We start from the raw sequence: 24,115 nt of genomic DNA, 5'->3' as shown, positions 1-24,115 counted from the left end.
TGGCAGGTAAATTGCCGGGCCGGTTATGTTTGGCCGAAAGCTTGTGTCATGATGATCCGACCGCAGGTTAGTCGCCCTCTTCCCATATGAATAGATCTTCCGCGTTGCTCCTCGCTTTTGTCTTCCTCAGCGGCTGCCAGGCCTTGGCACCCGTCTCGTCGGACGGTACGCCGTCGGTGGAGGGCAGCACCCCGGCCCCTGAAAAGCCCAAGGTCTACAGCTCGTTCAGCGAGGACACCATTTTCAGCCTGTTGAGCGCCGAATTGGCTGGCCAGCGCAATCGTTTCGACATTGCCTTGGACAACTATGTGACCCAGGCCATCAATACTCAGGATCCGGGCATTTCCGAGCGGGCATTCCGTATCGCCGAATATCTGGGTGCCGATCAGGCAGCCCTGGACACTGCGCTGATCTGGGCAAGGAACGCTCCCGACGACCTCGAAGCGCAACGCGCCGCCGCCGTGCAACTGGCACGCGCCGGGCGTTATGACGACTCCATGGCCTATATGGAGAAAGTCCTGCAAGGCAAGGGCGACACCCATTTCGACTTCCTCGCGCTGTCCGCGGCCGACACTGACCAGGACACCCGCAACGGCTTGATGAAAAGCTTTGACCGTTTGCTGCAACGCCATCCGAACAACAGCCAGTTGATTTTCGGCAAGGCGTTGCTGATGCAACAGGACGGCGACGCCAGAGGCGCATTGACCCTGCTGGAAAACAATCCGCCCGAAGACGGCGAAATCGCGCCGATCCTGCTGCGTGCGCGGTTGTTGCAAACCCTGAATCGTGGCGACGAAGCCCTGCCGCTGCTGCAGAAAAGCATCAAGAAATACCCGGATGACAAGCGCCTGCGCCTGACTTATGCGCGCATGCTGGTTGAACAGGACCGCATGGACGACGCCAAGGCCGAGTTCTCGAGCCTGGTTCAGCAATATCCGGAAGACGACGAACTGCGTTATTCCCTGGCACTGGTTTGCCTGGAAGCCAAGGCCTGGAATGAGGCCAAGGGCTATCTGGAAGACCTGATCGACCGGGATAGCCACGTCGACTCGGCACACCTGAATCTCGGCCGCATCGCCGAAGAGCAAAACGACCCGCAAGGCGCCCTGATCGAATACGCCAAGGTTGGCCCGGGCAGCGACTACCTGCCGGCGCAATTGCGCCAGGCCGACATCCTGATCAGCAACGGCAAGACCGCCGAAGCGCAACGCAAGCTGGCGGCGGAACGCGACCAACAGCCGGATTATGCGATTCAGTTGTACCTGATCGAAGCCGAAACCCTGTCCGCCAACAATCAGGGCGACAAGGCCTGGAATGTTCTGCAACAAGCCTTGCAGCAATACCCCGACGACTTGAACCTGCTTTACACCCGCGCCATGCAGGCGGAAAAACGCAATGACCTGACGCAGATGGAAAAAGACCTGCGATTGATCATCAAGCGCGATCCGGACAATGCCATGGCCTTGAACGCCCTTGGCTACACCCTGTCCGACCGCACTACGCGCTATGCCGAAGCCAAGGCCCTGATCGAACAGGCGCACCAGATCAGTCCGGAAGATCCGGCGGTACTCGACAGCCTTGGCTGGGTGAATTACCGCATGGGCAATCTCGACGAAGCCGAACGCCTGCTGCGTCAGGCACTGGATCGCTTCCCCGACCAGGAAGTCGCCGCTCACCTGGGTGAAGTGCTGTGGGCCAACGGCAAACAGCGTGAAGCCAGACAAGTCTGGGGCAAGTTCCTCAAGGAACAACCCGACAGCCCGACCCTGCGCGGCACCATCAAACGCCTGACCGGATCCGAGACTCTTTAAGATTATGTTTTTGCGCCATTTCATCGTTTTCAGTTTTATCGCCCTGCTCGCCGGTTGCGCCGGCCTGGGTCCCCGCGAATCGGTCGAGGGTCATGGCAACGCCACCCAATGGCGCGAGCACAAACAGCAACTGACCGGCCTCGATGGCTGGCAGATCGACGGCAAGATCGGCATTCGCGCTCCGAAAGACTCGGGCAGCGGCACGCTGTTCTGGTTGCAACGCCAGGATTACTACGACATACGCCTGTCCGGCCCACTGGGTCGCGGTGCGGCTCGCCTGACCGGACGTCCGGGCAAGGTGTCGCTGGAAGTCGCCAACCAGGGGCGTTACGACGCGCCGAATCCGGAAGTGCTGCTCGAAGAACAGCTTGGCTGGAAACTGCCAGTGTCCAACCTGGCCTGGTGGGTGCGTGGCCTCCCGGCGCCCGACAGCAAAAGTCGCCTGACACTGGATGCCTCCAGTCGCCTGGCCAACCTCGAGCAGGATGGCTGGCAGGTCGAATACACCGACTACACCCAGCAAAACGGTTACTGGCTGCCAGAGCGAATCAAACTGCATGGCACCGACCTTGACGTCACACTGGTGATCAAGGCTTGGCAACCGCGCAAACTGGGGTCATGACATGCCAGCCAATCGCCTGACTTTGCCGTCTCCAGCCAAACTCAACCTGATGCTGCACATTCTGGGTCGCCGCGAAGACGGCTACCACGAACTGCAAACCATGTTTCAGTTTCTCGATTACGGTGACGAGATCACCTATGCCCTGCGCGATGACGGCATCATCCGACTGCACACCGAATTCCCGGGCGTTCCCCACGACAGCAATCTGATCGTCAAGGCCGCGAAAAAACTTCAGGAGCAATCCGGTTGTTCGCTGGGCATCGATATCTGGATTGAAAAAATCCTGCCGATGGGCGGCGGTATCGGTGGCGGCAGCTCGAACGCCGCAACGACATTGCTTGGTTTGAATCATCTATGGCAATTGGGCTGGGATGAAGATCGCCTGGCCGGCCTGGGGTTGACGCTGGGCGCAGACGTCCCGGTTTTCGTGCGAGGCCATGCGGCTTTCGCCGAAGGCGTTGGCGAGAAACTCACCCCTGTCGACCCGGAAGAACCGTGGTATCTCGTGCTGGTGCCGCAAGTCTCTGTAAGTACGGCAGAAATTTTTTCAGATCCGTTGTTGACACGTAACACTCCTCCCATTAAAGTGCGCCCCGTTCCCAAGGGAAACAGTCGAAATGACTGCTTGCCGGTGGTAACAAGGCGTTATCCAGAGGTACGTAACGCTTTGAATTTGCTAGGTAAATTTACCGAAGCAAAACTCACCGGAACTGGAAGTTGTGTGTTTGGGGGCTTCCCAAGCAAAGCTGAAGCTGATAAAGTCTCGGCCCTTCTTACAGAGACCCTTACAGGTTTTGTAGCAAAAGGAAGCAACGTTTCGATGTTGCATCGCAAGCTTAAAGGTCTGCTCTAAAGGAATCGATTACCGGGTAATCGTGCAACAGATACAGGGGCGTCGCCAAGCGGTAAGGCAGCAGGTTTTGATCCTGCCATGCGTTGGTTCGAATCCAGCCGCCCCTGCCATTTTCCTATACTCATCCAGGTTACCCTCAGCCTTCAGGTACTGCGCGTGTCCAAGATGATGGTCTTTACGGGGAACGCTAACCCCGATCTGGCTCGGCGTGTCGTACGTCAGCTGCATATCCCTCTCGGTGACATCTCTGTCGGCAAGTTTTCCGACGGCGAAATCACAGCCGAGATCAATGAAAACGTCCGCGGTAAAGACGTCTTCATTATTCAGCCGACTTGCGCTCCGACCAACGATAACCTGATGGAACTGGTAGTGATGGCTGATGCCTTCCGCCGCTCCTCGGCTACTCGTATCACTGCTGTTATTCCTTACTTTGGTTATGCCCGTCAGGATCGCCGTCCGCGTTCCGCACGTGTGGCTATCAGCGCGAAAGTCGTGGCTGACATGCTTACCGTAGTCGGCATCGACCGTGTTCTCACGGTTGATCTGCATGCTGACCAAATCCAGGGTTTCTTCGATATTCCGGTAGATAACATCTACGGCTCCCCGGTTCTGGTGGATGACATCGAAGATCAGCGCTTCGAAAACCTGATGATCGTGTCCCCGGACATTGGTGGCGTCGTGCGTGCACGTGCCGTTGCCAAATCCCTGGGCGTGGATCTCGGGATCATCGACAAACGCCGTGAGAAAGCCAATCACTCTGAAGTGATGCATATCATCGGTGATGTCGAAGGGCGCACCTGTATTCTGGTCGATGACATGGTCGATACCGCCGGCACCCTGTGCCACGCGGCCAAGGCCCTGAAAGAGCATGGCGCAGCCAAGGTTTTCGCCTACTGCACGCACCCTGTGCTGTCGGGTCGGGCGATCGAAAACATTGAAAATTCCGTGCTGGACGAGCTGGTGGTAACCAACACCATTCCTCTGTCCGCTGCAGCACAAGCCTGTGCGCGTATCCGCCAACTGGATATCGCACCGGTCGTTGCCGAGGCGGTCCGCCGCATCAGCAATGAAGAATCGATCAGCGCGATGTTCCGCTAAGGGCCCTGCCCTTCTCGAAATGTCTCGTTGACGAAAAGCGCCCCGCCCCGGCATTCCTGTCGGGGCGGGGCTTTTTTGCCCATACCGTGTTTGGCGCTGGTCGCAAACGCCAATCGGTGATGGCTATTTTGGAGATACAAAATGACTGATTTTACTCTGAACGCTCAAGCGCGTACTGACCTGGGGAAAGGTGCGAGCCGCCGCCTGCGTCACGCTCTGAACATCCCTGCCGTTGTATACGGTGGCAACAAGCCTGCTGAATCCGTGACCATCCTGACCAAGGAAATCACCAAGCTGTTCGAAAACGAAGCTGCCTTCAGCCACGTTATCGAGCTGAACATCGACGGCGCCAAGCAGAACGTAATCATCAAGGCCATGCAGCGTCACCCAGCCAAGCAATTCATCATGCACGCTGACTTCGTGCGCGTTGTCGCTGGCCAGAAGCTGACCGCCAAAGTACCGGTTCACTTCATCAACGAAGAAGCTCCAGTCAAGAAAGGCGGCGAAATCTCTCACGTTGCCAACGAGATCGAAGTTTCCTGCGAAGCCAAGGACCTGCCTGAGTTCATCGAAGTCGACCTGGCTAACGCCGAAGTCGGCTCGATCATTCACCTGTCCGACCTCAAAGCCCCTAAAGGCGTTGAGTTTGTTGCTCTGGCTCACGGTAACGACCTGGCTGTTGCCAACGTTCACGCTCCACGTGTTGCTCCAGAAGCTGCAGAAGGCGCTGCAGAGTAATTCACTCTGTACGCCGGAGTGATCAAATAACATCGCGGACTGGAACGTAGCGAGAAAGCGGGCGAGAACGCGGAGTTTACATCATGGTAAATGAGCAATTTTCGTCCACTTTCGCCGCTCTCCCTGATTGCGGCGATGTTATCCACCACTCCAAAGAAGGGCCCCTATCGTGACTGCCATCAAACTGATCGTTGGCCTGGGAAATCCAGGCGCTGAATACGAACAGACCCGGCATAACGCAGGGGCCCTTTTTGTTGAGCGCATCGCGAACGCACAAGGCGTGAACCTTGTGGCGGACCGCAAGTATTTCGGCCTGACCGGGCGCTATTCGCACCAGGGTCAGGATGTTCGTCTGCTGATTCCCACCACGTACATGAACCGCAGCGGCCAGGCCGTAGCGGCCCTCGCCGGTTTCTTCCGCATCAAGCCTGAAGAAATCCTCGTGGCGCACGACGAACTCGATCTGCCTCCGGGCGTCGCCAAACTCAAAGTGGGCGGCGGTCATGGCGGTCACAACGGGTTGCGCGACATCATTGCGCAACTGGGCAATCAGAATACCTTTCATCGCTTGCGGCTTGGCATTGGCCACCCGGGCGTTGCCAGTATGGTTTCAAACTTCGTCCTGGGTCGTGCGCCACGCGCCGAACAGGAAAAACTCGATGCCAGCATCGACTTCGCCCTCGGCGTGCTGCCGGATATTCTCGCCGGGGAATGGAACCGCGCGATGAAAAACCTGCACAGCCAGAAGGCCTGACTCTTATCCGAGGGGAAACACCATGGGATTCAATTGCGGCATCGTCGGCCTGCCTAACGTCGGCAAGTCCACCCTGTTCAACGCTCTGACCAAATCCGGGATCGCGGCCGAGAACTTCCCCTTCTGCACCATCGAGCCGAACAGCGGTATCGTGCCGATGCCGGACTCGCGCCTGGATGCCCTGGCAGCCATCGTCAATCCAAAGCGCATCCTGCCGACCACCATGGAGTTCGTCGACATCGCGGGCCTGGTTGCCGGCGCATCGAAAGGTGAAGGCCTGGGTAACAAGTTCCTGGCCAACATCCGTGAAACCGATGCCATCGCCCACGTGGTCCGCTGCTTCGAAGACGAGAACGTGATTCACGTCTCCAACAGCGTCGACCCGAAACGCGACATCGAGATCATCGACCTGGAGCTGATCTTCGCCGACCTCGAAAGCTGTGAGAAGCAACTGCAGAAAGTCGCGCGCAACGCCAAGGGCGGCGACAAGGATGCGGTCGCGCAGAAAGCCCTGCTTGAACAACTGATCCCGCACTTCACCGAAGGCAAGCCTGCACGCAGCCTGATGAAGAACATGAGCGTCGAAGAAAAGGCGATCATCAAGGGCTTCCACCTGCTGACCACCAAGCCGGTGATGTACATCGCCAACGTGGCTGAGGACGGCTTCGAGAACAACCCGCACCTGGACGTGGTCATGGCCATCGCCGCCGAAGAAGGCGCCGTGGTCGTTCCGGTCTGCAACAAGATCGAAGCGGAAATCGCCGAGCTCGACGACGGCGAAGAAAAAGACATGTTCCTCGAAGCCCTGGGCCTCGAAGAGCCTGGCCTGAACCGCGTGATCCGCGCTGGCTACGAAATGCTGCACCTGCAGACCTACTTCACCGCCGGTGTCGAAGAAGTCCGCGCCTGGACCGTCCGTGTCGGTGCCACCGCGCCACAAGCCGCTGGCGTGATCCACACCGACTTCGAGAAGGGCTTCATCCGCGCCGAAGTGATCGCCTACAACGACTTCATCCAGTACAAGGGCGAAGCCGGTACCAAGGAAGCCGGTAAATGGCGACTGGAAGGCAAGGATTACATCGTCAAAGATGGCGACGTGATGCACTTCCGCTTCAACGTGTAATCGGCGACTTCAAGCGCAGGTGACAGCATCGGGCTGGTTTCTGCCGGTCGCAACAGGCAGAAACCGGCCAATTACCGCCAGTGAGTATTGGCGGCGATTGACCTGTTCGGGGCGAAACGGCTTCTCATTCCTCGGCTTGCAGGGGTTAGATTAAAACGCCCATCGGCGAGGATTACGCCGTTTGCCGGGTGTGCACATGCTCCAGGAATTGAAGGATCAAGTCATTAACCTGGGAGGCGTCCTCTTCTGCGGCACTGTGGCCTATGCCGGGCAGCAATACCTTCTTCCACAGCGCAGGAAGGTACGCCTCAAGCTGGTCATAGACGCCACGAACTGCGGCTGATTCGCCGGAAGGGTCGGCGGCGCCACCAATGAAAAGGCTCGGTTGGCGCACTACGGCGCCGTCGAGAAAGGCAGTGATCTCCCAACTGCGATCACGGCAGCGATAGTGGTTCAGGGCGCCGGTGAAACCGCTGCGCGTGTATTCGGCGACGTAATAGTCAATCGCCCGCGGGCTCAGCCATGACGGAAACTCCTTCGGGTCGGTGAAGGCGTTGAGAATCGGCTCCCCAGCTTCGAGGAACAGCTGCCAGCGCTCAGCGCCGACAGCACTGCCGGAGACCGAATAGAAAACGCTGCGCAGCGTCTTGCGGGTATCACTGGCCAGTTCGCGATCCGGCTTACCGCGTTCCTGAAAGTAAAGATGGTGATAGACCCTCCCCTTAGCCATCTCTTGCAAGGCGACTGTGGGCTTGACCTTGCCGCGCGGCGGTACTGGCGTATTGAGCATCACGACGGCCCGGAATAAATCCGGCCTCAGCATGGCTGCCGCCTGTGCGACCCACGCCCCCAAGTCGTGTCCCACGATCACTGCCGACGTCTCACCCAGGGCCGTCATCAGTCCCACCACGTCGCCGACCGACTGACTGATATCGTAGGCCTCGACAGCATCGGGGCGATCAGTCCTCCCGAATCCACGTTGATCCGGCGCAACCACCCGAAAGCCGGCCGCAGCCAGAGCAGGAATCTGGCGCCGCCACATGTACCAAAGGTAGGGAAAGCCGTGGAGCAGGATCACCAGCGGGCCCTGGCCTTCCTCGACATAGTGCATCCGGATCCCGTTTACTTCCGCAAACCGGTGAGTGAAGGCATCAGGGTCGTCAGCGTCCAGTTGTGCCAGAGTGACAGGGGGGCGGCTCATGTTCATGGTGGTCCTCACTGATTCGTGAGTTCATAGTCTGGACAAGGCGATGCCTTTCAGGTTTTGCATAACAGGACAATTGCTTGTGAATTTGGGACAAAGGTGAATCCATGGGCAACCTGACACGCAGCGCGAACCGACCCTGCGCGCCGTAATGCAGGCCTTGGTACGCTATACCCGCTTGCATAACGCTGGGGGTGCAGCCGCGCATCGAGGCAGCGGAAGAATTCACATTGCTGCATATGGAGATGCAATTCCAGCGGCACGGTCTCTGGCAGCAAGCGACCGAACAGTCAGTCGGCATCGTGATCAGGGCGATGCGGATGCTGATGCGCGACGCCTTTCAGCCCGTCAAGATCAGCTTCAGCCATGAGCGGCCCCGCAGCCTTGCGGTCCATCGGCGCGGAGCCGATTTCTCTCGTTGGTTCCGTGCCCGATTTGGCTTGCCTCCTACGGAGTGGATTGCGCGGCATCGCCAAATGATTGCGAACGACCAGTCCGCGACGGCGACGCGCACACGCTGACGAACGAGCATTGGCAATGCTCGATGCCGCCAGGGTCAGGCATGCCCGCCAAGGCCCGGCTGTCGCGCTGCATGCACCGGCGAAACACACCACCCTATTCAGGCTGAGCCGTGACTTGCTCCGCAGCTTTTTGCTTCGCTTCCCGTGCGTCCATGATCAACCGGTAGGCGATGTAGTACTTGTAGATATTGCTGACGTAAGTCACCGTCTCCGCTCCAATGCGGTCGGCAGCGACATACTCGACGTTATGGAACCAGACATTGGGATCCAGCCCGCTCTTTGCAGCTTCTTCGCGTAGCCGCGCCACCCTGGCCGGGCCGGCGTTGTACGACGCGAAGGTGAACAATACCTTGTCCAGCTCGGTCATCGGTTCGTCACCGTAGTACCGGTCGATCATCATGCGCATGTACTTGACCCCGGCTTCGATGTTCGCCTGGGTTTTCCGGATATCGCCAACTTTCAATTCCTTGCCAGTTGCCGGCATGACCTGCATCACGCCGATAGCTCCGACAGGGCTTTTTACGGACTGATTGAGCTGCGACTCCTGGTATCCCTGGGCCGCCATCAGCAACCAGTCCACGCTGTACTTGTCGCCGTATTGCTTGAAGAACGTGATCAGATCGAGGAATTTCTTCCGCTCGGCCTCGGACGCAGCATCCTTGATGTATTTGGCGTTTTTCAGGTAGCGAATCAGGATCATGTTTCCCGTCAGGTTGCCTTGCCGATTACGCGTGACAAATTCATCGAGAGCGGCTTTGAGTTGCGGGCTCCCCTTGCGCAGGGCCCAGGCAATTTCCCCGCCCGTGCGTATGGCGATCCCTTCATGGACCGTTACCGCAGGGAAGATCTGCTTCCAGAAGCCCGCTTTATGCTTGTCCATGACGATGAGCGACAGCAGCCCGGAATTCAGCATCTCGACCAAATCCTCGTCCTCCAGCTCCTCGGGGGCCAGCTTGATGTTGACCGGGGGCCGGTTCTCGGCGACAAAGCGCTTGTTGAGATCGACCAGACTCTCGTAGTAACTGGAAGACTTGCGAACGAAGACATCCTTTCCCGCCAGGTCATCAATGGTGGATACCTTGGGTGAGGCGGGACCGGACAGGATCACTTCGCTGATATTGGTGTACCCCGGCACGGAGAAGTCCACCAACTCCCGTCTTGCAGGGGTTATGGTGAGGTTGGAGGCGGCGATATCACCTCTGCCGGCAATCAGCGCCGTGAACAGTTGGTCTCTCCGGACCGGGACAAAGACCACTTGGACCTTCAGGTGTTTATCGGCTCCCGACTTCGCAGCCGCCATCTGCTTATTCAAGTCCCTCTCGAACAGACTGAACAAATCGTAGGTGGCGCCGCGCTGGACACCCCTGTCGGTAAAGTAAAAGGTCTTGCTATAGGCCGTGAGGACCCGAATGACCCTGCGCTGCTTCATCCCGTCAAGGTCACCCGTCCACGGTTTCTGGACCTCATTCGGATCGACGGTGAGCATGTCCGATTGCGGCGCCTCTGGGGATTTCACCGCATCGGCAGCCGGGACCGGACTGATCGACAACGCCCAGAAAAGCGCCGCCAGACCAGCAATGGTCAGCCGCAGGTGCGTTGCGCGATGAGCCAGAGAGGGAAGATTCAGCGGCAGGTTCTTCAACATGATGGCGCTCCGACACGGTAGTGGCTCCGCTACTGCGATGATCGACGCTGTCGCCCTGAGCCTTTAGCGACTCTTTTAGGTGAGGGGTACACGGCAGCTACGATGCCCTGCGACACCAGGCCATTCGAAGCCGACCACACGCGGGAATACACGCCAACAGAACCCCATCCCAATAGATAAGTTTAGGGGCCAGGGTCGCAAGCGTTATAGAAAATGATCTTTCCCAGGTACGCGTGAGCAGTCATGACATTGACGCGCCCAAACCAAGCAATCGCGTGAAGAATGCCCCCGGTACTTGTACTTCCTGGGGTCCGCGCTCCGGTCGAGGCCACGTTACGCAGTGATGTAAGGACCGACTCATCGACTAACACCTCAACGCCCCTCGCCAACAGGATCGGCACTCCGAGAAACGCGCTCGACCGCCCGAGATAACTGCGCCAGCAGCGTGCATAAAGCCGCAAGTTCAACTTTACTTGGGAGGACCGACACGGGAGCCGCGCATGCGCCAGAGCGCCAATGGCCGACTCTTGTGGCGAGTGACGCCGCTGCGGGGAGGGACGGAGCGAGATCATGACAACCCGCAAGAAAACAACCAGCAAAGCGAAGACCAAAGCCAACAAGGCAGGCGAGGCCGCACCGCTAATCGGCTCCCGTGAAGAGCGCGTGAATGCCGGGAAGTTGCTACGCGATAGCGTGCCGCGCAGCAGCCACGCCGCCTGGACACCAAAGGCCAAGAGCAGGGACCCGATTGCGATCCTCGAACAATCGAACAAGGACCGGCTTCAGGAACTGGTGCCGATTCGCTACGGCCGCATGCTCCGTAGCCCGTTTACCTTCCTTCGAGGCTCGGCGGCGCTCATGGCCCATGATCTGGCCAGAACACCAAACATCGGCGTGCAGGTGCAAGCCTGTGGCGACTGCCACCTCTTGAATTTCGGCTTGTTCGCCACGCCGGAGCGCAACCTGGTATTCGACCTCAACGACTTCGACGAGACCCTCCCGGCGCCTTGGGAGTGGGACGTCAAACGGCTGGCCGCCAGTTTTGTGGTCGCCGGACGCGACAACAGACTGTCCGACGACCAATCACGAGAAGCTGCGGTGGCCTGTGTGCGCGCCTATCGGGACAACCTGCGCAACTACTCCAGGAAGAGCCCGCTGGAGGTCTGGTATTCGCGCCTGGACATGGACACCCTGATTGAGATGGCGCCCGATGAGAAGCTGAAAAAGAGTCGCCAGCAACTTGCCGATAAAGCCCGTGCACGAGTAGTTGAAAACGTTTTCCCCAAGATTACCAAGGAGGTTGCCGGGCAACCCCGAATAGTCGATCAGCCGCCGATCCTGTTCCACGTCGACGCCCCACACTTCATGAAAAACGCCCACCAGGCGTTGGCAGAATACCGTTCGACGCTTTCCGATGAACGTCGCGTCCTGCTGGATCGCTATCGCTTTGTGGACGCGGCCGTGAAGGTCGTGGGTATTGGCAGTGTCGGCACCCGCTGCTTCATCGGATTGCTGTTTTCCGAAGAAAACCACCCCCTGCTGCTTCAGTTCAAGGAATCCTGTCGGTCGGTTCTCGAACCCTATGCGGGGAAAAGCCAGTATACGAACCAGGGGCAGCGCGTCGTCATGGGCCAGCGGCTCATGCAGTCCTCCAGTGACATTTTCCTGGGCTGGACGAAAGGCCGGGCCGGACATGATTACTACGTCCGCCAGATGCGCGACATGAAAATGTCTGTGCCTATCGAGGGTGTTTCAGCCACACAACTCAAGCGCTATGCCGGACACTGCGGCTTGACCTTGGCTCGCGCCCATGCAAAGTCCGGTGATAGCGCGACCATTACGGGTTACCTGGGCAACAGCGATAGCTTCGATGAGGCGGTGGGCGACTTTGCCCTCGCTTACGCCGATCAGACGGAGCAGGATCATGCGGCCCTGGTAAAGGCGGTAAAGTCCGGGCGATTGGAGGTCCTTATCGAAGAGGAATAGAGCCTGCAGCTTTGCGCTGCCAAACCGCCGCTACGACGGTGCTTTCGTTTGGCTCAAACGTCCATTCGCCACCCCCGCTCCCACAGGGAGACGGTGTTGGATCAAGACTTCTTCGTACGCGGCAGGAAAATCGCCAGCACCCCGAACAGCGGCAGGAACGAACACAGGTAGTACACGTACTCAATGCCGTGGATGTCCGCCAGATGCCCCAGCAACGCCGCGCCAATCCCGCCAAAACCGAACATCAAACCGAAAAAGACCCCGGCGATCATCCCGACATTACCCGGTACCAGTTCCTGGGCGTACACCACGATGGCCGAGAACGCCGAGGCCAGGATGAAGCCGATGACCACGCTGAGGATGCTGGTCCAGAACAGGTCGACATGGGGTAGCAACAATGTGAACGGTGCAACGCCGAGGATCGAGAACCAGATCACCGCCTTGCGCCCGATCTTGTCGCCGATCGGTCCGCCAAAGAACGTCCCCGCCGCTACCGCGCCGAGAAACAGGAACAGGTGCAACTGCGAACTGGCCACCGACAGGTCGAACTTCTCGATCAGGTAGAACGTGAAATAGCTGGTGAGGCTGGCCATGTAGAAATACTTGGAGAACACCAGCAACCCGAGCACCACCAGCGCGCTGGTCACTCGGCCCCTGGACAGGCCATGAGTCGCGGCCTGCCCCTGCTTGAGCTTGAACAGGTTCAAGTGGTTGGCGTACCAGCGGCTGATCCGATAGAGGACGAACAGCGCAAACACCGCGAACAGGCCGAACCACGCCACGTGCCCCTGACCGTAGGGAATGATGATCGCCGCCGCCAGCAACGGTCCGAACGCCGAGCCTGCGTTACCACCGACCTGGAAGGTCGACTGTGCCAACCCGAAGCGCCCGCCCGAAGCCAGTCGCGCCACGCGGGACGCTTCCGGGTGGAAAGTCGAAGACCCGATGCCGATCAGCCCCGCCGCCAGCAGAATCAACGGGAAGCTGCCGACCACCGACATCATCACAATCCCGATCAAGGTGCAGACCGTACCCGCCGGCAGCAACCACGGCTTGGGATGTCGATCGGTGTAGTAACCCACCCACGGCTGCAGCAGCGAGGCGGTCAACTGGAACGTCAGGGTGATCAGGCCGACCTGGGTGAATGTCAGGCCATAGTTGGCCTTGAGCATCGGGTAGATCGACGGCAGCACCGACTGGATCAGGTCGTTGATCAAATGCGCCAGCGCCACCGCGCCGATGATGCGCATCACCAACGGACTGCTTTGGGGCGTAACGGACGCCGGCACTGAACCGGTCTGGGCGTTGCTGATAGCCATGGAATTTTCCGTACGACAGATGGGTACAAACAGGCAGGTGCGCCAATGTGCCATTTTTCAGTACAGCAACGCCATCCCCTTAGCCTGCTAACGACTTCGACTTTCATCGTCACGACGTTGATGGCGCAAAGCCATGGTCTGAATCTTGCCTTCCTTGCCTGCTTGAACGCGGCTTCCTTACAAAGGAGGCCGACAATGGGAAGTTTCGCCACAGAGTCGGCCTACAGAGCGGGCAAGGGTGAACTTTCGAGGCCTTTTAAGACGGCACGAGTCGGCGGTACAACAGCCTCCGACGCACGCCAATAGTGCGTGGTGCCCAGAGGAGTCATGGGGCATGCAGGCTTTTTTATCACCAGGGATCGGGCTGCTGGGACGTTTTGGTTTTGCCCGCAAATTCCAGCTGTTGTTTCTGCTGTTTATCCTGCCGCTGGCGGGCAGTCTGTGGATGATCGGCCAGGACTATCGCGACAAACTCAGCCTGATTTCCGGCGAACGCGCCGGGGTGCGGCAACTGTTGGCGCTTGATGCGCTGGATGACCTGCTCGCCGCCCAGCGTGATCGCGCCGCCCGCTGGCGCGCCACGGAAACCAATCGCCAGCCAACGCCTGCCACGCTCGCCGCGATGACCGCCTTCGATGCGATTCAACCCGCCGTCAACCAGGCCACTGTCGAGTTGGGCAATGCCCTGCAAAAAGAAAGTGCACAAGGTGAGACGCTGACCCGTTACCAGGCCCTGCAAACCGTCCTCGATGGCCTCGACTCAAAAAGCCTGAGCAGTGTCGGCTGGTGGCCGGATGGTTACGATCGTTTCACCAATGCCTTGAGCGCCCTGCAAGCCTTGCGCGAGCAGATCGTCATGGACAATCGCCTGACGCTGGCGCCGTGGCTTGAGACTTATTTACTGACGCAGATTTCCACCCAGCATGCGCCCGACCTGATCGAGCGAGTCGGCCGCCTGGCGGCAGTGGGCCAGGCTTCGGTAGTGTCCGGGCAGTTCACCTTGCAAAGCCGTCTGCAACTGCGCGACTTGCGCAGCCGCATCGGCGATGCGCGAGAGCAGTTGGTGAAAACCGCGGGCCTGCTCGAAGCACGTTTGCCCAGCGCCCTGCACACCTGGGCCGGTCAGTACCATGACAGCCTCAAGCGTCTCGACGCAGGCTTGAAGGTACTGGATGACGGCGTTTTCGGCGGTAGCATCAACCTCAAGCCGGAAGATTTCGAACGCAGTCTCGACGCCCTGCTCACTGACCTCGCCTCGTTGCGTCAACAGTCGCTGGTGTCGCTGGATCAACGTCTGGATTACTACCACGACTCGGCCATCCGCCAGTTCATTGTGGTGGCCGCCGTGCTGGGTTGCCTGCTGCTGGCCGCCCTGTATCTGTTCATCTGCTTGCAGGCCTCGATCCGCCGCAGCGCCAGCGGCATCACGGTACTGGCCGAAGCCTTGCGCGACGGCAATCTGAGCCTGCAAGTGCCGGTCCAGGGTCGGGACGAACTGGCGGTGATCAGCACCGCGCTGAACGTCGCCGTGGTGCAACTGCGCACCAGCCTGCAAGGCGTCGACCACGAAACCCTGCAATTGAGCCACGCGGTGCAAACCCTCAATCACCATTCCAGCGATGCCCTGGGTGAAGTCGAAGCTCAGCAGTTGCAGATCAGCCAGATCGCTGCGGCGGCGACGCAACTGGCCGCCACCTCACAAGGAGTGGCCCACAGTTGCGAACAGGCCTCTGGCAGTGCCCAGCACACCCGGCGCATTGCCGCCGACAGCAGCCGCGACAGCCAACGCACCACCGCGAGCATCCAGCAACTCAACCAACGCCTGAATGAAACGGCAGCAGCGCTGGGCCGGGTCAGTGAGCAGGGACAGCAGATTCAATTGGTGGTCGATACCATTCGCGGCGTCGCCGAGCAGACCAACCTGTTGGCTCTCAACGCCGCCATCGAAGCCGCGCGGGCGGGAGAGCAAGGGCGCGGCTTTGCGGTGGTGGCGGATGAAGTGCGCAGCCTGTCGCAACGGACACAATCGTCGACCGCGCAGATTGCCGGCACAGTCGATAGCTTGCGCAACACCGTGAACGAAGCCGTGAGCCTGATGGAAGCGGCCTGTGGCCAGGCGCAATCCGATGCTCAGGCCGTGACAGGCCTGGGTGAACGACTCGGGGAAATCGCCAGTGCCGTGCAGAGCGTCACCGATACCCTGGCGCAAATCGCCACGGCGGTTGAAGAACAGGCCAGTACCGCCGACGAGGTCAGCGGCAATATCCAGCAGGTCGATCAAGCGGCGGTGCGTTTGCTCGAAGGCGCCCGCGCGGTGAACCAGGCCGCGGACACCCTGAGCCATGGCAGCAAAGCCCTGAGCGACAACACCGGGCGCTTTCGCTTGAGTTGAGTCCGGCAGGCTTTCTCAGGCGCGGATCACCGCTTCCGGGAAGTCCTGCTCCAGCTCGGTCTTGAGCCAGTCGATAAACCACGTCACATCCGCCGAGAGCTCGGCGGATGGCGTGAGCACCCGATAACTTTCCAACTTCACTTGCGCGTCCACCACCCGCACCAGCTTGCCGCTATGGAGTTCTTCGCGCACCAGCACTTCGTTGGCCAGCGCAATGCCCTGCCCGCTCTCGGCCACCGACAATGCGTGGTCGTTGTTGACGTAGAGCATGTCCGAATTGAGGTGGATGTCGAGATCGTTGGCGGCAAACCACAGGTTCCACCACTCGCCGTCATCGACATGGATCAGGTTGTGCTTCACCAGGTCCGCCGGGCTGCCGATGGGCTCGACGCCGGCCAGGTAGTCGGGGGAACAGATCGGAAACACCCGAGGGCAAATCAGGCTGGTGCGCGAGTGGGCATATTGGCCGTCCAACCCGTAGACGATGCCCAGGTCAGCGCTTTTACCGTCGACTTCGGTGAAGGTGGAATTGGGTTCAATGGCAAATTTCAACCCCGGGCGCAGGTGACGCATGGCCTCGATGCGCGGCATCAGCCAGCGCTTGGCGAACCCCGGCACCACCATGATGCGCAGCCAGCGCTCGGCGTGTTTGGGCTGCGCCTCTTTTCCCGCTTCGATGATGAGCTGCAAGGCTGCGGCGATCTTGCGGTGGTACTTCTCCCCCGCCAGCGTCAGGTTGACCCCGCGGGAGGTACGCTCGAACAGTTGAATGCCCAGCCAGTCCTCCAGCAACTTCACGTGGCGGCCGATGGCCGGCTGGGTCACGTGCAGGGCTTTGGAGGCTTCGACATAGCTGCCCAATCGGGCCGCGGCATCAAAGGCACGCACCGCGTTGAGTGGCGGCAAACGGTGGTCGGGCATGGTTTCCGGGCGCCTTTTGCTGTTAAATTTTTTAACAGCCCCTATGTTAAAATTGAAGTTTCGCCCCCGCAACCCCTCGCTGATAATCGATCCACAGCAGAACAAAAAACAGCTGGTTACAACACCCGAACGCAATCTCGATCCTGCCCAGAAAAATAAAATCCATGGTCCGACGACCCGGCTGCCTGCAGCGCTCGCGGACGATGGGGGAATCGGAGGTAACGCATGAATGCCCTGCATTCGCTGCAAACGCTGGCGGTGTCCATCCGCTCAGTGCGCAAAGTCTACGGTGATCCAAAGACTGGCCCGGTGGCGCTGAAAAGCATCGACCTGGACATTCGCGACAACGAGTTCTTCACCCTTCTCGGCCCTTCGGGCTGTGGCAAAACCACCCTCCTGCGGATGATCGCCGGGTTCGAATTCCCTACCGAAGGCGAGATTCTGCTCTACGGCGAAAACATCGCCGACCGCCCGCCATTCCAGCGTCCGGTCAACACGGTGTTCCAGCATTACGCGCTATTCCCGCACATGACCATCGCCGAGAACCTGGCCTTCGGGCTTGAGTCCCACCCGATGGGCAAGATCCTGAACAAAACACAAATGGCCGAACGGGTGCGCGAGATGCTCGCTCTGGTACAGATGGAGCGCTTCGCCAACCGCAAGCCGACGCAACTGTCCGGCGGTCAGCAACAGCGCGTCGCCCTGGCCCGCGCCCTGGCACCGCACCCGAAAGTGTTGCTGCTCGACGAACCGCTCTCGGCGCTGGACCTCAAGCTGCGCCAGGCCATGCGCGAAGAGCTGAAAACCATTCAGGCGCGAACCGGCATCACCTTCATCTTCGTCACCCATGACCAGGAAGAAGCCCTGACCATGTCCGACCGCATCGCCGTGTTGTCCGAAGGCGAAGTGCAGCAGGTCGGCCGCCCGGAAGACATCTACGAACGCCCGCGCAATCGCTTTGTCGCCGACTTCATCGGCGAAACCAACTTCATCGAAGGCACGGTCACCCGCGTCGAAGACGGCCTGGCCTGGTTCGCCGGTCCCGCCGGACATCCGCTGCCCGCGCAGCCCTGCAGCGATGTACGGGTCGGTGCCAGCGTTGCATTGTCCGTGCGCCCCGAGCGTTTGCATCTGGTGCCAGCCACCACTGAACACGCTCTGCCGTGTCGGATCGAAGCGCAGATCTACCTCGGCACCGACCTGCAATACCAGGTCAGCCTGAGCGACGGTTCGCGCCTCACCGTGCGCACGCCCAACTGCGTCGACCAGAGCAAACGCTTCGCACCAGGAAGCCAGGCCGGTCTGTTGTTCGACCAGGGCAGCGCCAGCGTCCTGCACGATTGAGCACGAGGAATTGCCATGCACGCTTTACCGATTGCCAACACGCTGGAACGTCGGCGGGCCTTCCAGAGTTTCCTCGGCGTCAGCCCGGCACTGATCGCCATCGGCCTGTTTCTGATCGTGCCGATCCTGATCGTCATCGGCTATTCGCTGATGGAAGCCAACCCCTACGGTGGGGTGAACAAAGTATTCAGCAGCGATGCCTATACCTCGCTGCTGTTCGAACGGCAACTGGACGACAGCCTGGCCTTCGCCGACTCCTACCTGATCATTGCCCTGCGCTCGATCGGCATCGCTGGGCTGACCACGCTCATCACCCTGTTGATCGGCTTTCCGGTGGCAGTGTGGCTGGCGATGCAACCGGCCCATCGCCGTGGCCTGCTGATTTTCCTGATCACCGTACCGTTCTGGGCCAACCTGCTGATCCGCACCTATGCGTGGATTCTGCTGCTGCGCAACACCGGGGTGATCAACAACAGCCTCATGGGCCTCGGGGTCATCGACCAACCATTGCAACTGCTCTACACCGACGGTGCGGTGCTGCTGGGGCTGGTTTATACCTACGCGCCCTTCGTCGTGCTGCCGATCTACGCCACCCTGGAAAAAATGGACATCCGCCTGCTCGAGGCCGCTCAGGACCTCTACGCCGGGCGTGTGCGCACCTTGCGCAAGGTGGTGCTGCCGATCGCCAGGCCGGGAATTCTAGCCGGCGCCATCCTCACCTTCGTGCCTTGCCTGGGCGCGATGATCGCCCCGGAACTGCTCGGCGGCGGCACGCGAATGATGCTCGGCAACCTGATCTTCCGGCAGTTCAGCGATGCGCGTAACTGGCCTTTCGGTGCGGCGCTTTCGCTGGTGCTGATGGCGGCGGTGATGTTGGTTCTGACGATCTATGCCCTGCGTGCCGAGCGCCAGCGCATCGCCAAAGGAGGTGCGTGATGATCAACCTGTTCAAACGCAATACGCTGGGCGTACAGGACTTCCCCGGTTTCGGCGGATTCAGTTTCCTGTTCTACCTGTACCTCTACGCGCCGATCGTGGTGCTGGTGGTGTTCTCGTTCAACGCCAACCAATCGGCAACGGTGTGGACCGGGTTCAGCCTCGACTGGTATCGCGCGGCCTTCGCCAACCAGGCCCTGCGCCAGGCGGCCGGCAACAGCCTGTTGATCGCGGTCTGCGCCAGCATGGTCGCCACGGCCATTGCCACCCTCGCCGCCCTCGGCACCTCACGGGGTGCGAAGTTCAAGGGCCTGCAATTGTCCATGGGCGCGATCATGTTGCCCCTGGTGCTGCCGGAAATCGTGGTCGGCGTCGCCACTCTGGCGCTGTTCTCCACCATCGGTCTGTCCCTGGGCTACGGCAACCTGATCATCGCGCATACGGTGTTCTGTATTCCGTTTGCCTTTCTGCCGATTCGGGCTCGCCTGAACGACATGGACCTGTCCCTGGAGCAAGCCTCGGCCGACCTCTATGCCGGCCCGTGGCGGACCTTCCGCAAGGTCACCCTGCCGCTGCTGATGCCGGGGATTTTCTCCGGGCTGATGCTGGCCTTCATCGTGTCGCTGGATAACTTCGTGATCTCGATGATGGTCTCCCAGGCGGGCACCACGACCCTGCCGATCTTCATCTTCGGCCTGTTGCGCATGGGCGTGACACCCGACGTCAACGCCGTGTCGACCCTGATCCTGGGCGTCTCGGTGCTGTTCGTGAGCCTTTCCTTTCTGCTGGGCAAAAAGAAATCCTGAACCTTCTACGTACTGTGGGGAAATAGCATGAGCAAGTGGATTAAAAGCATCGGCACTTCGTTGTTCCTGACTTTGCCGCTGACCATGGCCGGCAGCGTTCAGGCCGCGGAAAAACTCAACGTGGTGAGCTGGAGCGGCTACTTTTCGCCGGAGATTCTCGCCAAGTTCCAGAAACAGACCGGCATTGAAGTCACCGTCGACTCCTACGACTCCAACGAAACCCTGCTGGCCAAATTGAAACAGGGCGGTGCCGGTTACGACGTGGCAATCCCGTCCCACCAGTTCATTCCGATCCTGATCAAGGAAAAACTGCTGGAACGTTTCGACCCGGTCAACGAGCCCTACTACGCCAGCGTCGTCGACAACCTGAAGAAACCTACCTGGGACCCGGAAGGCGCCTACTCCGTGCCGTTCATCTGGGGCACCACCAGCGTGGTACTCAACACCGAGCGCTACAAGGGCCCCACCGACAGCCTCAAGGTGCTCTACGAGCCACCGGTCGAGCTGCAAGGGCGGATCAACCTGTTCGACTCGGTCAGTGACGTGGTGGACATGGCCAGCCTGTACCTGAACATCCCGCTGTGCAGCGAAGACCCGAAGCAGATGCAGCAAATCCTGACCCTGCTCAAGGCGCAGAAACCCTTCGTCAAAACCTACAGCTCCAAGGCGGGCTCGATCCGCGAAAACCTCGCCTCGGGTGAAATCGACATGTCGACCTTCTGGGGCGGTTCGTCGATGCGCGCCCGGGAGATGAAACCGAGCCTGAAATACCTGTACCCGAAGGAAGGTGTGCTGGCCTGGGTCGACAACATGGTCATCCCGACCGGCAGCAAGAACCCGGCGAATGCCAAGGCCTTCATCGCGTTCCTCAGCCAGCCTGAAAACGCGGCGATGACCCAGAACTTCCTCAAGCACCAGAGCCCGATCAAAGGCGTGGAGCCGTTCCTCGATGCGGGCCTCAAGGACGCACCGGAACTGCACATTCCCGAAGGCACACAGGTGGTATTCAGCAAGACCTGCGGCGAAGGCGCGATCCGCCTGGCCGACCGTCTCTGGACCAACCTGATGCGTTGACCTCTACCGCCCCGACGCAATCGCGGGGCGTTTTTCCAGCCGTCTGAAAGGCCGCTTGCAATGAACTCTAACAACATCAGCGAACTGGTCCTGTTGCAGGCCCACGAGCTCGCCGAACGTATCCGCCTGCGTCAGGTTTCCTGCCGGGAAGTGATGCAGACTTATCTTGCCCATATCGAACGTTTCAACCCGCAGGTCAACGCGCTGGTGAGCCTGCAAGCGCCGGAAGACCTGCTGGCCCAGGCGGATAGCCGCGACGCCGAACTGGCCAGCGGCCAATACCGTGGCTGGATGCACGGCCTGCCCCACGCCATCAAGGACCTGTCCCTGACCCAAGGCATCCGCACCACCCTGGGTTCGCCGCTGTACAAGGACTTCATCCCCGGGCGTGACGGCATCATGGTCGAGCGGATCAAAGCGGCAGGCGCCATCATCATCGGCAAGAGCAACACCCCGGAATTCGGCCTCGGCTCGCAAAGCTACAACCCGATCTTCGGAGCGACCGGCTGCGCCTACGACCCGAGCAAGACCGCTGGCGGCAGCAGTGGCGGTGCGGCGGCGGCACTGGCCATGCACCTGGTGCCGGTGGCCGACGGCAGCGACATGATGGGTTCGCTGCGCAACCCGGCGGCCTTCAACAACATCTTCGGCTTCCGCCCCTCCCAGGGCCGTGTGCCCTTCGATGACAGTGCCGACCTGTTCATTGACCAACTCGGCTACGAGGGCCCCATGGCGCGCAGCGTGCGCGATGCTGCATTGCTGTTGTCGGTACAGGCCGGGGCCGATGCGCGGGCGCCGCTGTCCATTGCCGAGCCCGGGAGCCCATTTGCGGCACCGCTGGACCGGGACTTCAAAGGCACGCGTCTGGGCTGGCTCGGCGACTTCAACGGCTACCTGCCGATGGAGAAAGGTATCCTCTCGCTGTGCGAAAAGGCCTTTGGCGACTTCGAAAGCCTGGGCTGCCATATCGAGCCCGTACAGTCCGAATTCGCCCCAGAGAAGCTCTGGAGCAGTTGGCGGACGTTGCGGCACTGGATGGTCGCCGGCTCGTTGGGGGCGACCTATGCCGACCCGCAAAAGCGTGCGCTGCTGAAGCCGGAAGCCTGCTGGGAAGTCGAAAACGGCCTGAAACTCTCGGCCACCGAGGTGTTTGCCGCGTCGGTGATGCGCAGCGACTGGTATCGGGCGATCTCGCGAATGTTCGAAAAGTACGATTACCTGCTGCTGCCCAGCGCCCAGGTGTTCCCGTTCGACAAAACCCAGGCGTGGCCCGCGTCCATTGAAGGCGTGAGCATGGACACCTATCACCGCTGGATGGAAGTGGTCATTCCCGGCACCTTGTCCGGCTGCCCGGTGGCGAACGTCCAGGTCGGCTTCAGCGCAAGCGGCCTGCCCATGGGCCTGCAAATCATCGGCAGACACCAGGCCGACTTCGCTGTCCTGCAATTGGCGCACGCCTATGAACAGGCCAGTCGCTGGTTCCAGCGCTGCCCTTCACCCCTGCTCAAAGGATAGATTTTGATAAACGGTTGAAAGCGCAGAGAAATATTTTAGATTTATGCTTGACGCGTCCCCGTTACCGGTGAATAATGCGCGCCACTTGGCTACATAGCTCAGTTGGTTAGAGCATAGCATTCATAATGCTGGGGTCCGGGGTTCAAGTCCCTGTGTAGCCACCAAGTACTAAAAACGGCTTACCGCAAGGTAAGCCGTTTTTTTATGCCTCGTGAAAATTGCGCGGCGGTGACAGGGAACCCCTGCACCGCTTGCGCGCCTCGATCAGACGCGAACCATCGGCAATGCCGACAACGCCCGCTCCCAGATTTGCCACGTGCGCAACCAGACCATCGCTTGCCAATCGCTATCCGCCGGATAGAACTGTTCCAGCAGGTTCAACTTGATCCCCCGCCCTGTTGCATCACTCGGGTCGCCATGCAGATGCAGCCAGTGGTCATCGCGCAGATGCCGGTGAACATCCGGCCCGGGATACGTGCCGCACTCAATGACGAAAGGCATCAGCCGTACCTGCGGCAGCGCATCGATCAACGCCTGCGAGGTGTAGCCGGTGGCCGTTGCCGCCACACCGGTTTCGCTCACCGTGCCGGCGCCGGTTTGCAGACTGTAGAGCCACGGTCCATAAATCGCCTGCGCATCCGGCAATGCCGGATAGGCGGACTCGGTGATGGTCAACAACATCGGATGACCGTACTCGCCAGCGCCCGTGTGCAAGTCGAAACACATGGCGACCTCGGCATGGGCCACGTGCTTTTGCACGATCCGGTGCAGCGTGCGGTTCGACCAGCTCGGCGCCAGCCCGCCGAAAAACAGGCCATCGGGATGCCCATGCTGACCGCCCTCGACAATCGACATCACCGCCGACCAGCCGTGTTGGCGGATTTGCTCGTCGAGCAAGGCATCGGCACGCTCACGATCCGGCCCCTGCAACTGCGGGCAGGCATAGATTTCATGCAGCGCGTTGTAGGCCTGGTTGTCTGGCAGCGGGCGCTGGAAATCCAGGTGATTGCGGTTCAGGTCGATGTTGTCTTCGTTGACCCGGCGCAGCCATGCCATGCCCCAGGGGTTGATGGCATGGATCATGACCACGGCGACATCCGCTGGCAGGGAGCGCCCACCCAACTCCTGCAGCCATTTGATCTGGCAACCCGAGCCGTAGAAGCCTTCGACCCCGTGGGTGCCGCTCAACGCGACCAGCAGCCGCTTGGCGCCCGGATCACCCAACACCGCCACATCGGTGCTCAGTTGTTCGTCGAACGGGCCGTTGAGCGGGTGCGGATACTCAGTCAGCGTTGCGCCTGCCGCGGTCGCGGCGGCCAGGAACTGTTCACGCTGGGTGCGATAACTGGGCTGGGTGGGGAACTCGGTTTGCATGTCTGCCTCTTGTTGATTTTCTGGCCTGCCTGTTGGCATCGACCCTACAGAAAATCCTGCAATTGATGAAGGACAAAAA

Annotated in this window: 20 protein-coding genes and 2 tRNA genes; 17 read left to right on the top strand and 5 right to left on the bottom strand. The window is 60.0% G+C overall.

Annotated elements, in window-relative coordinates; translation table 11 throughout:
• Nucleotides 1-86 precede the first annotated feature (86 nt).
• The 8 genes from CAG47_RS06010 to ychF all read left to right on the top strand — a co-directional run bounded on the left by CAG47_RS06010 (nucleotide 87) and on the right by ychF (nucleotide 6,999).
• Complete coding sequence (locus CAG47_RS06010) at nucleotides 87-1,811, top strand: tetratricopeptide repeat protein (RefSeq protein ID WP_085724004.1); 1,725 nt, start codon at nucleotides 87-89, stop codon at nucleotides 1,809-1,811.
• A 4-nt stretch (nucleotides 1,812-1,815) separates the two neighbouring features.
• A complete protein-coding gene (lolB, locus tag CAG47_RS06005) occupies nucleotides 1,816-2,433 on the top strand; it encodes a lipoprotein insertase outer membrane protein LolB (protein WP_085724003.1) in 618 nt (205 codons plus the stop codon).
• Nucleotide 2,434: 1 nt separating this feature from the next.
• The gene (gene ispE / locus CAG47_RS06000) at nucleotides 2,435-3,286 is read left to right on the top strand and encodes a 4-(cytidine 5'-diphospho)-2-C-methyl-D-erythritol kinase (protein ID WP_085724002.1); all 852 of its coding nucleotides are present in this window, start codon (nucleotides 2,435-2,437) and stop codon (nucleotides 3,284-3,286) included.
• 35 nt (nucleotides 3,287-3,321) lie between these two features.
• Nucleotides 3,322-3,396, top strand: a tRNA-Gln gene (locus tag CAG47_RS05995).
• A gap of 46 nt (nucleotides 3,397-3,442) precedes the next feature.
• The gene (locus CAG47_RS05990; RefSeq protein ID WP_003171603.1) at nucleotides 3,443-4,384 is read left to right on the top strand and encodes a ribose-phosphate pyrophosphokinase; all 942 of its coding nucleotides are present in this window, start codon (nucleotides 3,443-3,445) and stop codon (nucleotides 4,382-4,384) included.
• 141 nt (nucleotides 4,385-4,525) lie between these two features.
• Entirely contained in the window at nucleotides 4,526-5,122 is a 597-nt protein-coding gene (locus CAG47_RS05985; protein WP_085724001.1) for a 50S ribosomal protein L25/general stress protein Ctc, read from the top strand.
• A gap of 169 nt (nucleotides 5,123-5,291) precedes the next feature.
• The gene (gene pth, locus CAG47_RS05980; protein ID WP_007973893.1) at nucleotides 5,292-5,876 is read left to right on the top strand and encodes an aminoacyl-tRNA hydrolase; all 585 of its coding nucleotides are present in this window, start codon (nucleotides 5,292-5,294) and stop codon (nucleotides 5,874-5,876) included.
• A gap of 22 nt (nucleotides 5,877-5,898) precedes the next feature.
• Entirely contained in the window at nucleotides 5,899-6,999 is a 1,101-nt protein-coding gene (gene ychF, locus CAG47_RS05975) for a redox-regulated ATPase YchF (protein WP_085724000.1), read from the top strand.
• Between the two features lie 172 nt (nucleotides 7,000-7,171).
• Here ychF and CAG47_RS05970 read toward each other — a convergent pair whose 3' ends face one another.
• Nucleotides 7,172-8,206, bottom strand: a complete 1,035-nt coding sequence (locus tag CAG47_RS05970) for an alpha/beta fold hydrolase (RefSeq protein WP_218190671.1) — start codon at nucleotides 8,204-8,206, stop codon at nucleotides 7,172-7,174.
• A gap of 191 nt (nucleotides 8,207-8,397) precedes the next feature.
• Here CAG47_RS05970 and CAG47_RS05965 point away from each other — a divergent pair, with 191 nt between their 5' ends.
• The gene (locus CAG47_RS05965) at nucleotides 8,398-8,724 is read left to right on the top strand and encodes a hypothetical protein (protein WP_143515809.1); all 327 of its coding nucleotides are present in this window, start codon (nucleotides 8,398-8,400) and stop codon (nucleotides 8,722-8,724) included.
• Between the two features lie 94 nt (nucleotides 8,725-8,818).
• On the opposite strand, the gene CAG47_RS05960 is transcribed toward CAG47_RS05965, so the two are convergent.
• Nucleotides 8,819-10,369 carry a lytic transglycosylase F gene (locus tag CAG47_RS05960; RefSeq protein WP_085723998.1) on the bottom strand — a complete coding sequence of 517 codons (1,551 nt, stop codon included), beginning with the start codon at nucleotides 10,367-10,369 and terminating at the stop codon, nucleotides 8,819-8,821.
• Nucleotides 10,370-10,939: 570 nt separating this feature from the next.
• On the opposite strand from CAG47_RS05960, the gene CAG47_RS05955 reads away from it, so the two are divergent.
• On the top strand, nucleotides 10,940-12,355 hold the full coding sequence (locus CAG47_RS05955; protein ID WP_085723997.1) for a DUF2252 domain-containing protein: 1,416 nt from the start codon (nucleotides 10,940-10,942) through the stop codon (nucleotides 12,353-12,355).
• A 101-nt stretch (nucleotides 12,356-12,456) separates the two neighbouring features.
• Here the strand turns inward: CAG47_RS05955 and CAG47_RS05950 are convergent, their stop codons facing one another.
• Entirely contained in the window at nucleotides 12,457-13,674 is a 1,218-nt protein-coding gene (locus CAG47_RS05950; RefSeq protein WP_085723996.1) for an MFS transporter, read from the bottom strand.
• 334 nt (nucleotides 13,675-14,008) lie between these two features.
• Here CAG47_RS05950 and CAG47_RS05945 point away from each other — a divergent pair, with 334 nt between their 5' ends.
• On the top strand, nucleotides 14,009-16,066 hold the full coding sequence (locus tag CAG47_RS05945; RefSeq protein ID WP_085723995.1) for a methyl-accepting chemotaxis protein: 2,058 nt from the start codon (nucleotides 14,009-14,011) through the stop codon (nucleotides 16,064-16,066).
• A 15-nt stretch (nucleotides 16,067-16,081) separates the two neighbouring features.
• On the opposite strand, the gene CAG47_RS05940 is transcribed toward CAG47_RS05945, so the two are convergent.
• A complete protein-coding gene (locus CAG47_RS05940) occupies nucleotides 16,082-16,987 on the bottom strand; it encodes a LysR substrate-binding domain-containing protein (RefSeq protein WP_085723994.1) in 906 nt (301 codons plus the stop codon).
• 225 nt (nucleotides 16,988-17,212) lie between these two features.
• Between CAG47_RS05940 and CAG47_RS05935 the strand changes: the two genes are divergently transcribed.
• The 6 genes from CAG47_RS05935 to CAG47_RS05910 all read left to right on the top strand — a co-directional run bounded on the left by CAG47_RS05935 (nucleotide 17,213) and on the right by CAG47_RS05910 (nucleotide 22,826).
• A complete protein-coding gene (locus CAG47_RS05935) occupies nucleotides 17,213-18,331 on the top strand; it encodes an ABC transporter ATP-binding protein (RefSeq protein WP_085723993.1) in 1,119 nt (372 codons plus the stop codon).
• Between the two features lie 15 nt (nucleotides 18,332-18,346).
• Nucleotides 18,347-19,267, top strand: a complete 921-nt coding sequence (locus CAG47_RS05930; RefSeq protein WP_085723992.1) for an ABC transporter permease — start codon at nucleotides 18,347-18,349, stop codon at nucleotides 19,265-19,267.
• Nucleotides 19,267-20,073 (top strand): ABC transporter permease, encoded by an 807-nt coding sequence (locus CAG47_RS05925; RefSeq protein ID WP_085723991.1) that lies wholly within the window; start codon nucleotides 19,267-19,269, stop codon nucleotides 20,071-20,073. Before CAG47_RS05930 ends, CAG47_RS05925 begins: the two co-directional genes overlap by 1 nt.
• Before the next feature lie 27 nt (nucleotides 20,074-20,100).
• Complete coding sequence (locus tag CAG47_RS05920) at nucleotides 20,101-21,147, top strand: extracellular solute-binding protein (protein WP_085723990.1); 1,047 nt, start codon at nucleotides 20,101-20,103, stop codon at nucleotides 21,145-21,147.
• A gap of 60 nt (nucleotides 21,148-21,207) precedes the next feature.
• Complete coding sequence (locus CAG47_RS05915) at nucleotides 21,208-22,662, top strand: amidase (RefSeq protein ID WP_085723989.1); 1,455 nt, start codon at nucleotides 21,208-21,210, stop codon at nucleotides 22,660-22,662.
• Nucleotides 22,663-22,749: 87 nt separating this feature from the next.
• A tRNA-Met gene (locus CAG47_RS05910) sits at nucleotides 22,750-22,826 on the top strand.
• A 100-nt stretch (nucleotides 22,827-22,926) separates the two neighbouring features.
• Here CAG47_RS05910 and CAG47_RS05905 read toward each other — a convergent pair.
• On the bottom strand, nucleotides 22,927-24,036 hold the full coding sequence (locus CAG47_RS05905; protein WP_085723988.1) for a DUF2817 domain-containing protein: 1,110 nt from the start codon (nucleotides 24,034-24,036) through the stop codon (nucleotides 22,927-22,929).
• Nucleotides 24,037-24,115: the final 79 nt, after the last annotated feature.

The organism is Pseudomonas sp. R37(2017), assembly GCF_002113375.1.
Classification (GTDB): domain Bacteria; phylum Pseudomonadota; class Gammaproteobacteria; order Pseudomonadales; family Pseudomonadaceae; genus Aquipseudomonas.
Note: the sequence above shows the minus strand (reverse complement) of the source record. Positions and strands in the feature narration are given on the sequence as shown.

What these genes read in the sequence shown, in the direction of transcription:
- CAG47_RS06010 (WP_085724004.1), top strand. Translation starts at nt 87, where the DNA reads ATGAATAGATCTTCCGCGTTGCTCCTCGCTTTTGTCTTCCTCAGCGGC.
- lolB (WP_085724003.1), top strand. Translation starts at nt 1,816, where the DNA reads ATGTTTTTGCGCCATTTCATCGTTTTCAGTTTTATCGCCCTGCTCGCC.
- ispE (WP_085724002.1), top strand. Translation starts at nt 2,435, where the DNA reads ATGCCAGCCAATCGCCTGACTTTGCCGTCTCCAGCCAAACTCAACCTG.
- CAG47_RS05985 (WP_085724001.1), top strand. Translation starts at nt 4,526, where the DNA reads ATGACTGATTTTACTCTGAACGCTCAAGCGCGTACTGACCTGGGGAAA.
- ychF (WP_085724000.1), top strand. Translation starts at nt 5,899, where the DNA reads ATGGGATTCAATTGCGGCATCGTCGGCCTGCCTAACGTCGGCAAGTCC.
- CAG47_RS05970 (WP_218190671.1), bottom strand. Translation starts at nt 8,206, where the DNA reads ATGAACATGAGCCGCCCCCCTGTCACTCTGGCACAACTGGACGCTGAC.
- CAG47_RS05960 (WP_085723998.1), bottom strand. Translation starts at nt 10,369, where the DNA reads ATGTTGAAGAACCTGCCGCTGAATCTTCCCTCTCTGGCTCATCGCGCA.
- CAG47_RS05955 (WP_085723997.1), top strand. Translation starts at nt 10,940, where the DNA reads ATGACAACCCGCAAGAAAACAACCAGCAAAGCGAAGACCAAAGCCAAC.
- CAG47_RS05950 (WP_085723996.1), bottom strand. Translation starts at nt 13,674, where the DNA reads ATGGCTATCAGCAACGCCCAGACCGGTTCAGTGCCGGCGTCCGTTACG.
- CAG47_RS05945 (WP_085723995.1), top strand. Translation starts at nt 14,009, where the DNA reads ATGCAGGCTTTTTTATCACCAGGGATCGGGCTGCTGGGACGTTTTGGT.
- CAG47_RS05940 (WP_085723994.1), bottom strand. Translation starts at nt 16,987, where the DNA reads ATGCCCGACCACCGTTTGCCGCCACTCAACGCGGTGCGTGCCTTTGAT.
- CAG47_RS05935 (WP_085723993.1), top strand. Translation starts at nt 17,213, where the DNA reads ATGAATGCCCTGCATTCGCTGCAAACGCTGGCGGTGTCCATCCGCTCA.
- CAG47_RS05930 (WP_085723992.1), top strand. Translation starts at nt 18,347, where the DNA reads ATGCACGCTTTACCGATTGCCAACACGCTGGAACGTCGGCGGGCCTTC.
- CAG47_RS05925 (WP_085723991.1), top strand. Translation starts at nt 19,267, where the DNA reads ATGATCAACCTGTTCAAACGCAATACGCTGGGCGTACAGGACTTCCCC.
- CAG47_RS05920 (WP_085723990.1), top strand. Translation starts at nt 20,101, where the DNA reads ATGAGCAAGTGGATTAAAAGCATCGGCACTTCGTTGTTCCTGACTTTG.
- CAG47_RS05915 (WP_085723989.1), top strand. Translation starts at nt 21,208, where the DNA reads ATGAACTCTAACAACATCAGCGAACTGGTCCTGTTGCAGGCCCACGAG.
- CAG47_RS05905 (WP_085723988.1), bottom strand. Translation starts at nt 24,036, where the DNA reads ATGCAAACCGAGTTCCCCACCCAGCCCAGTTATCGCACCCAGCGTGAA.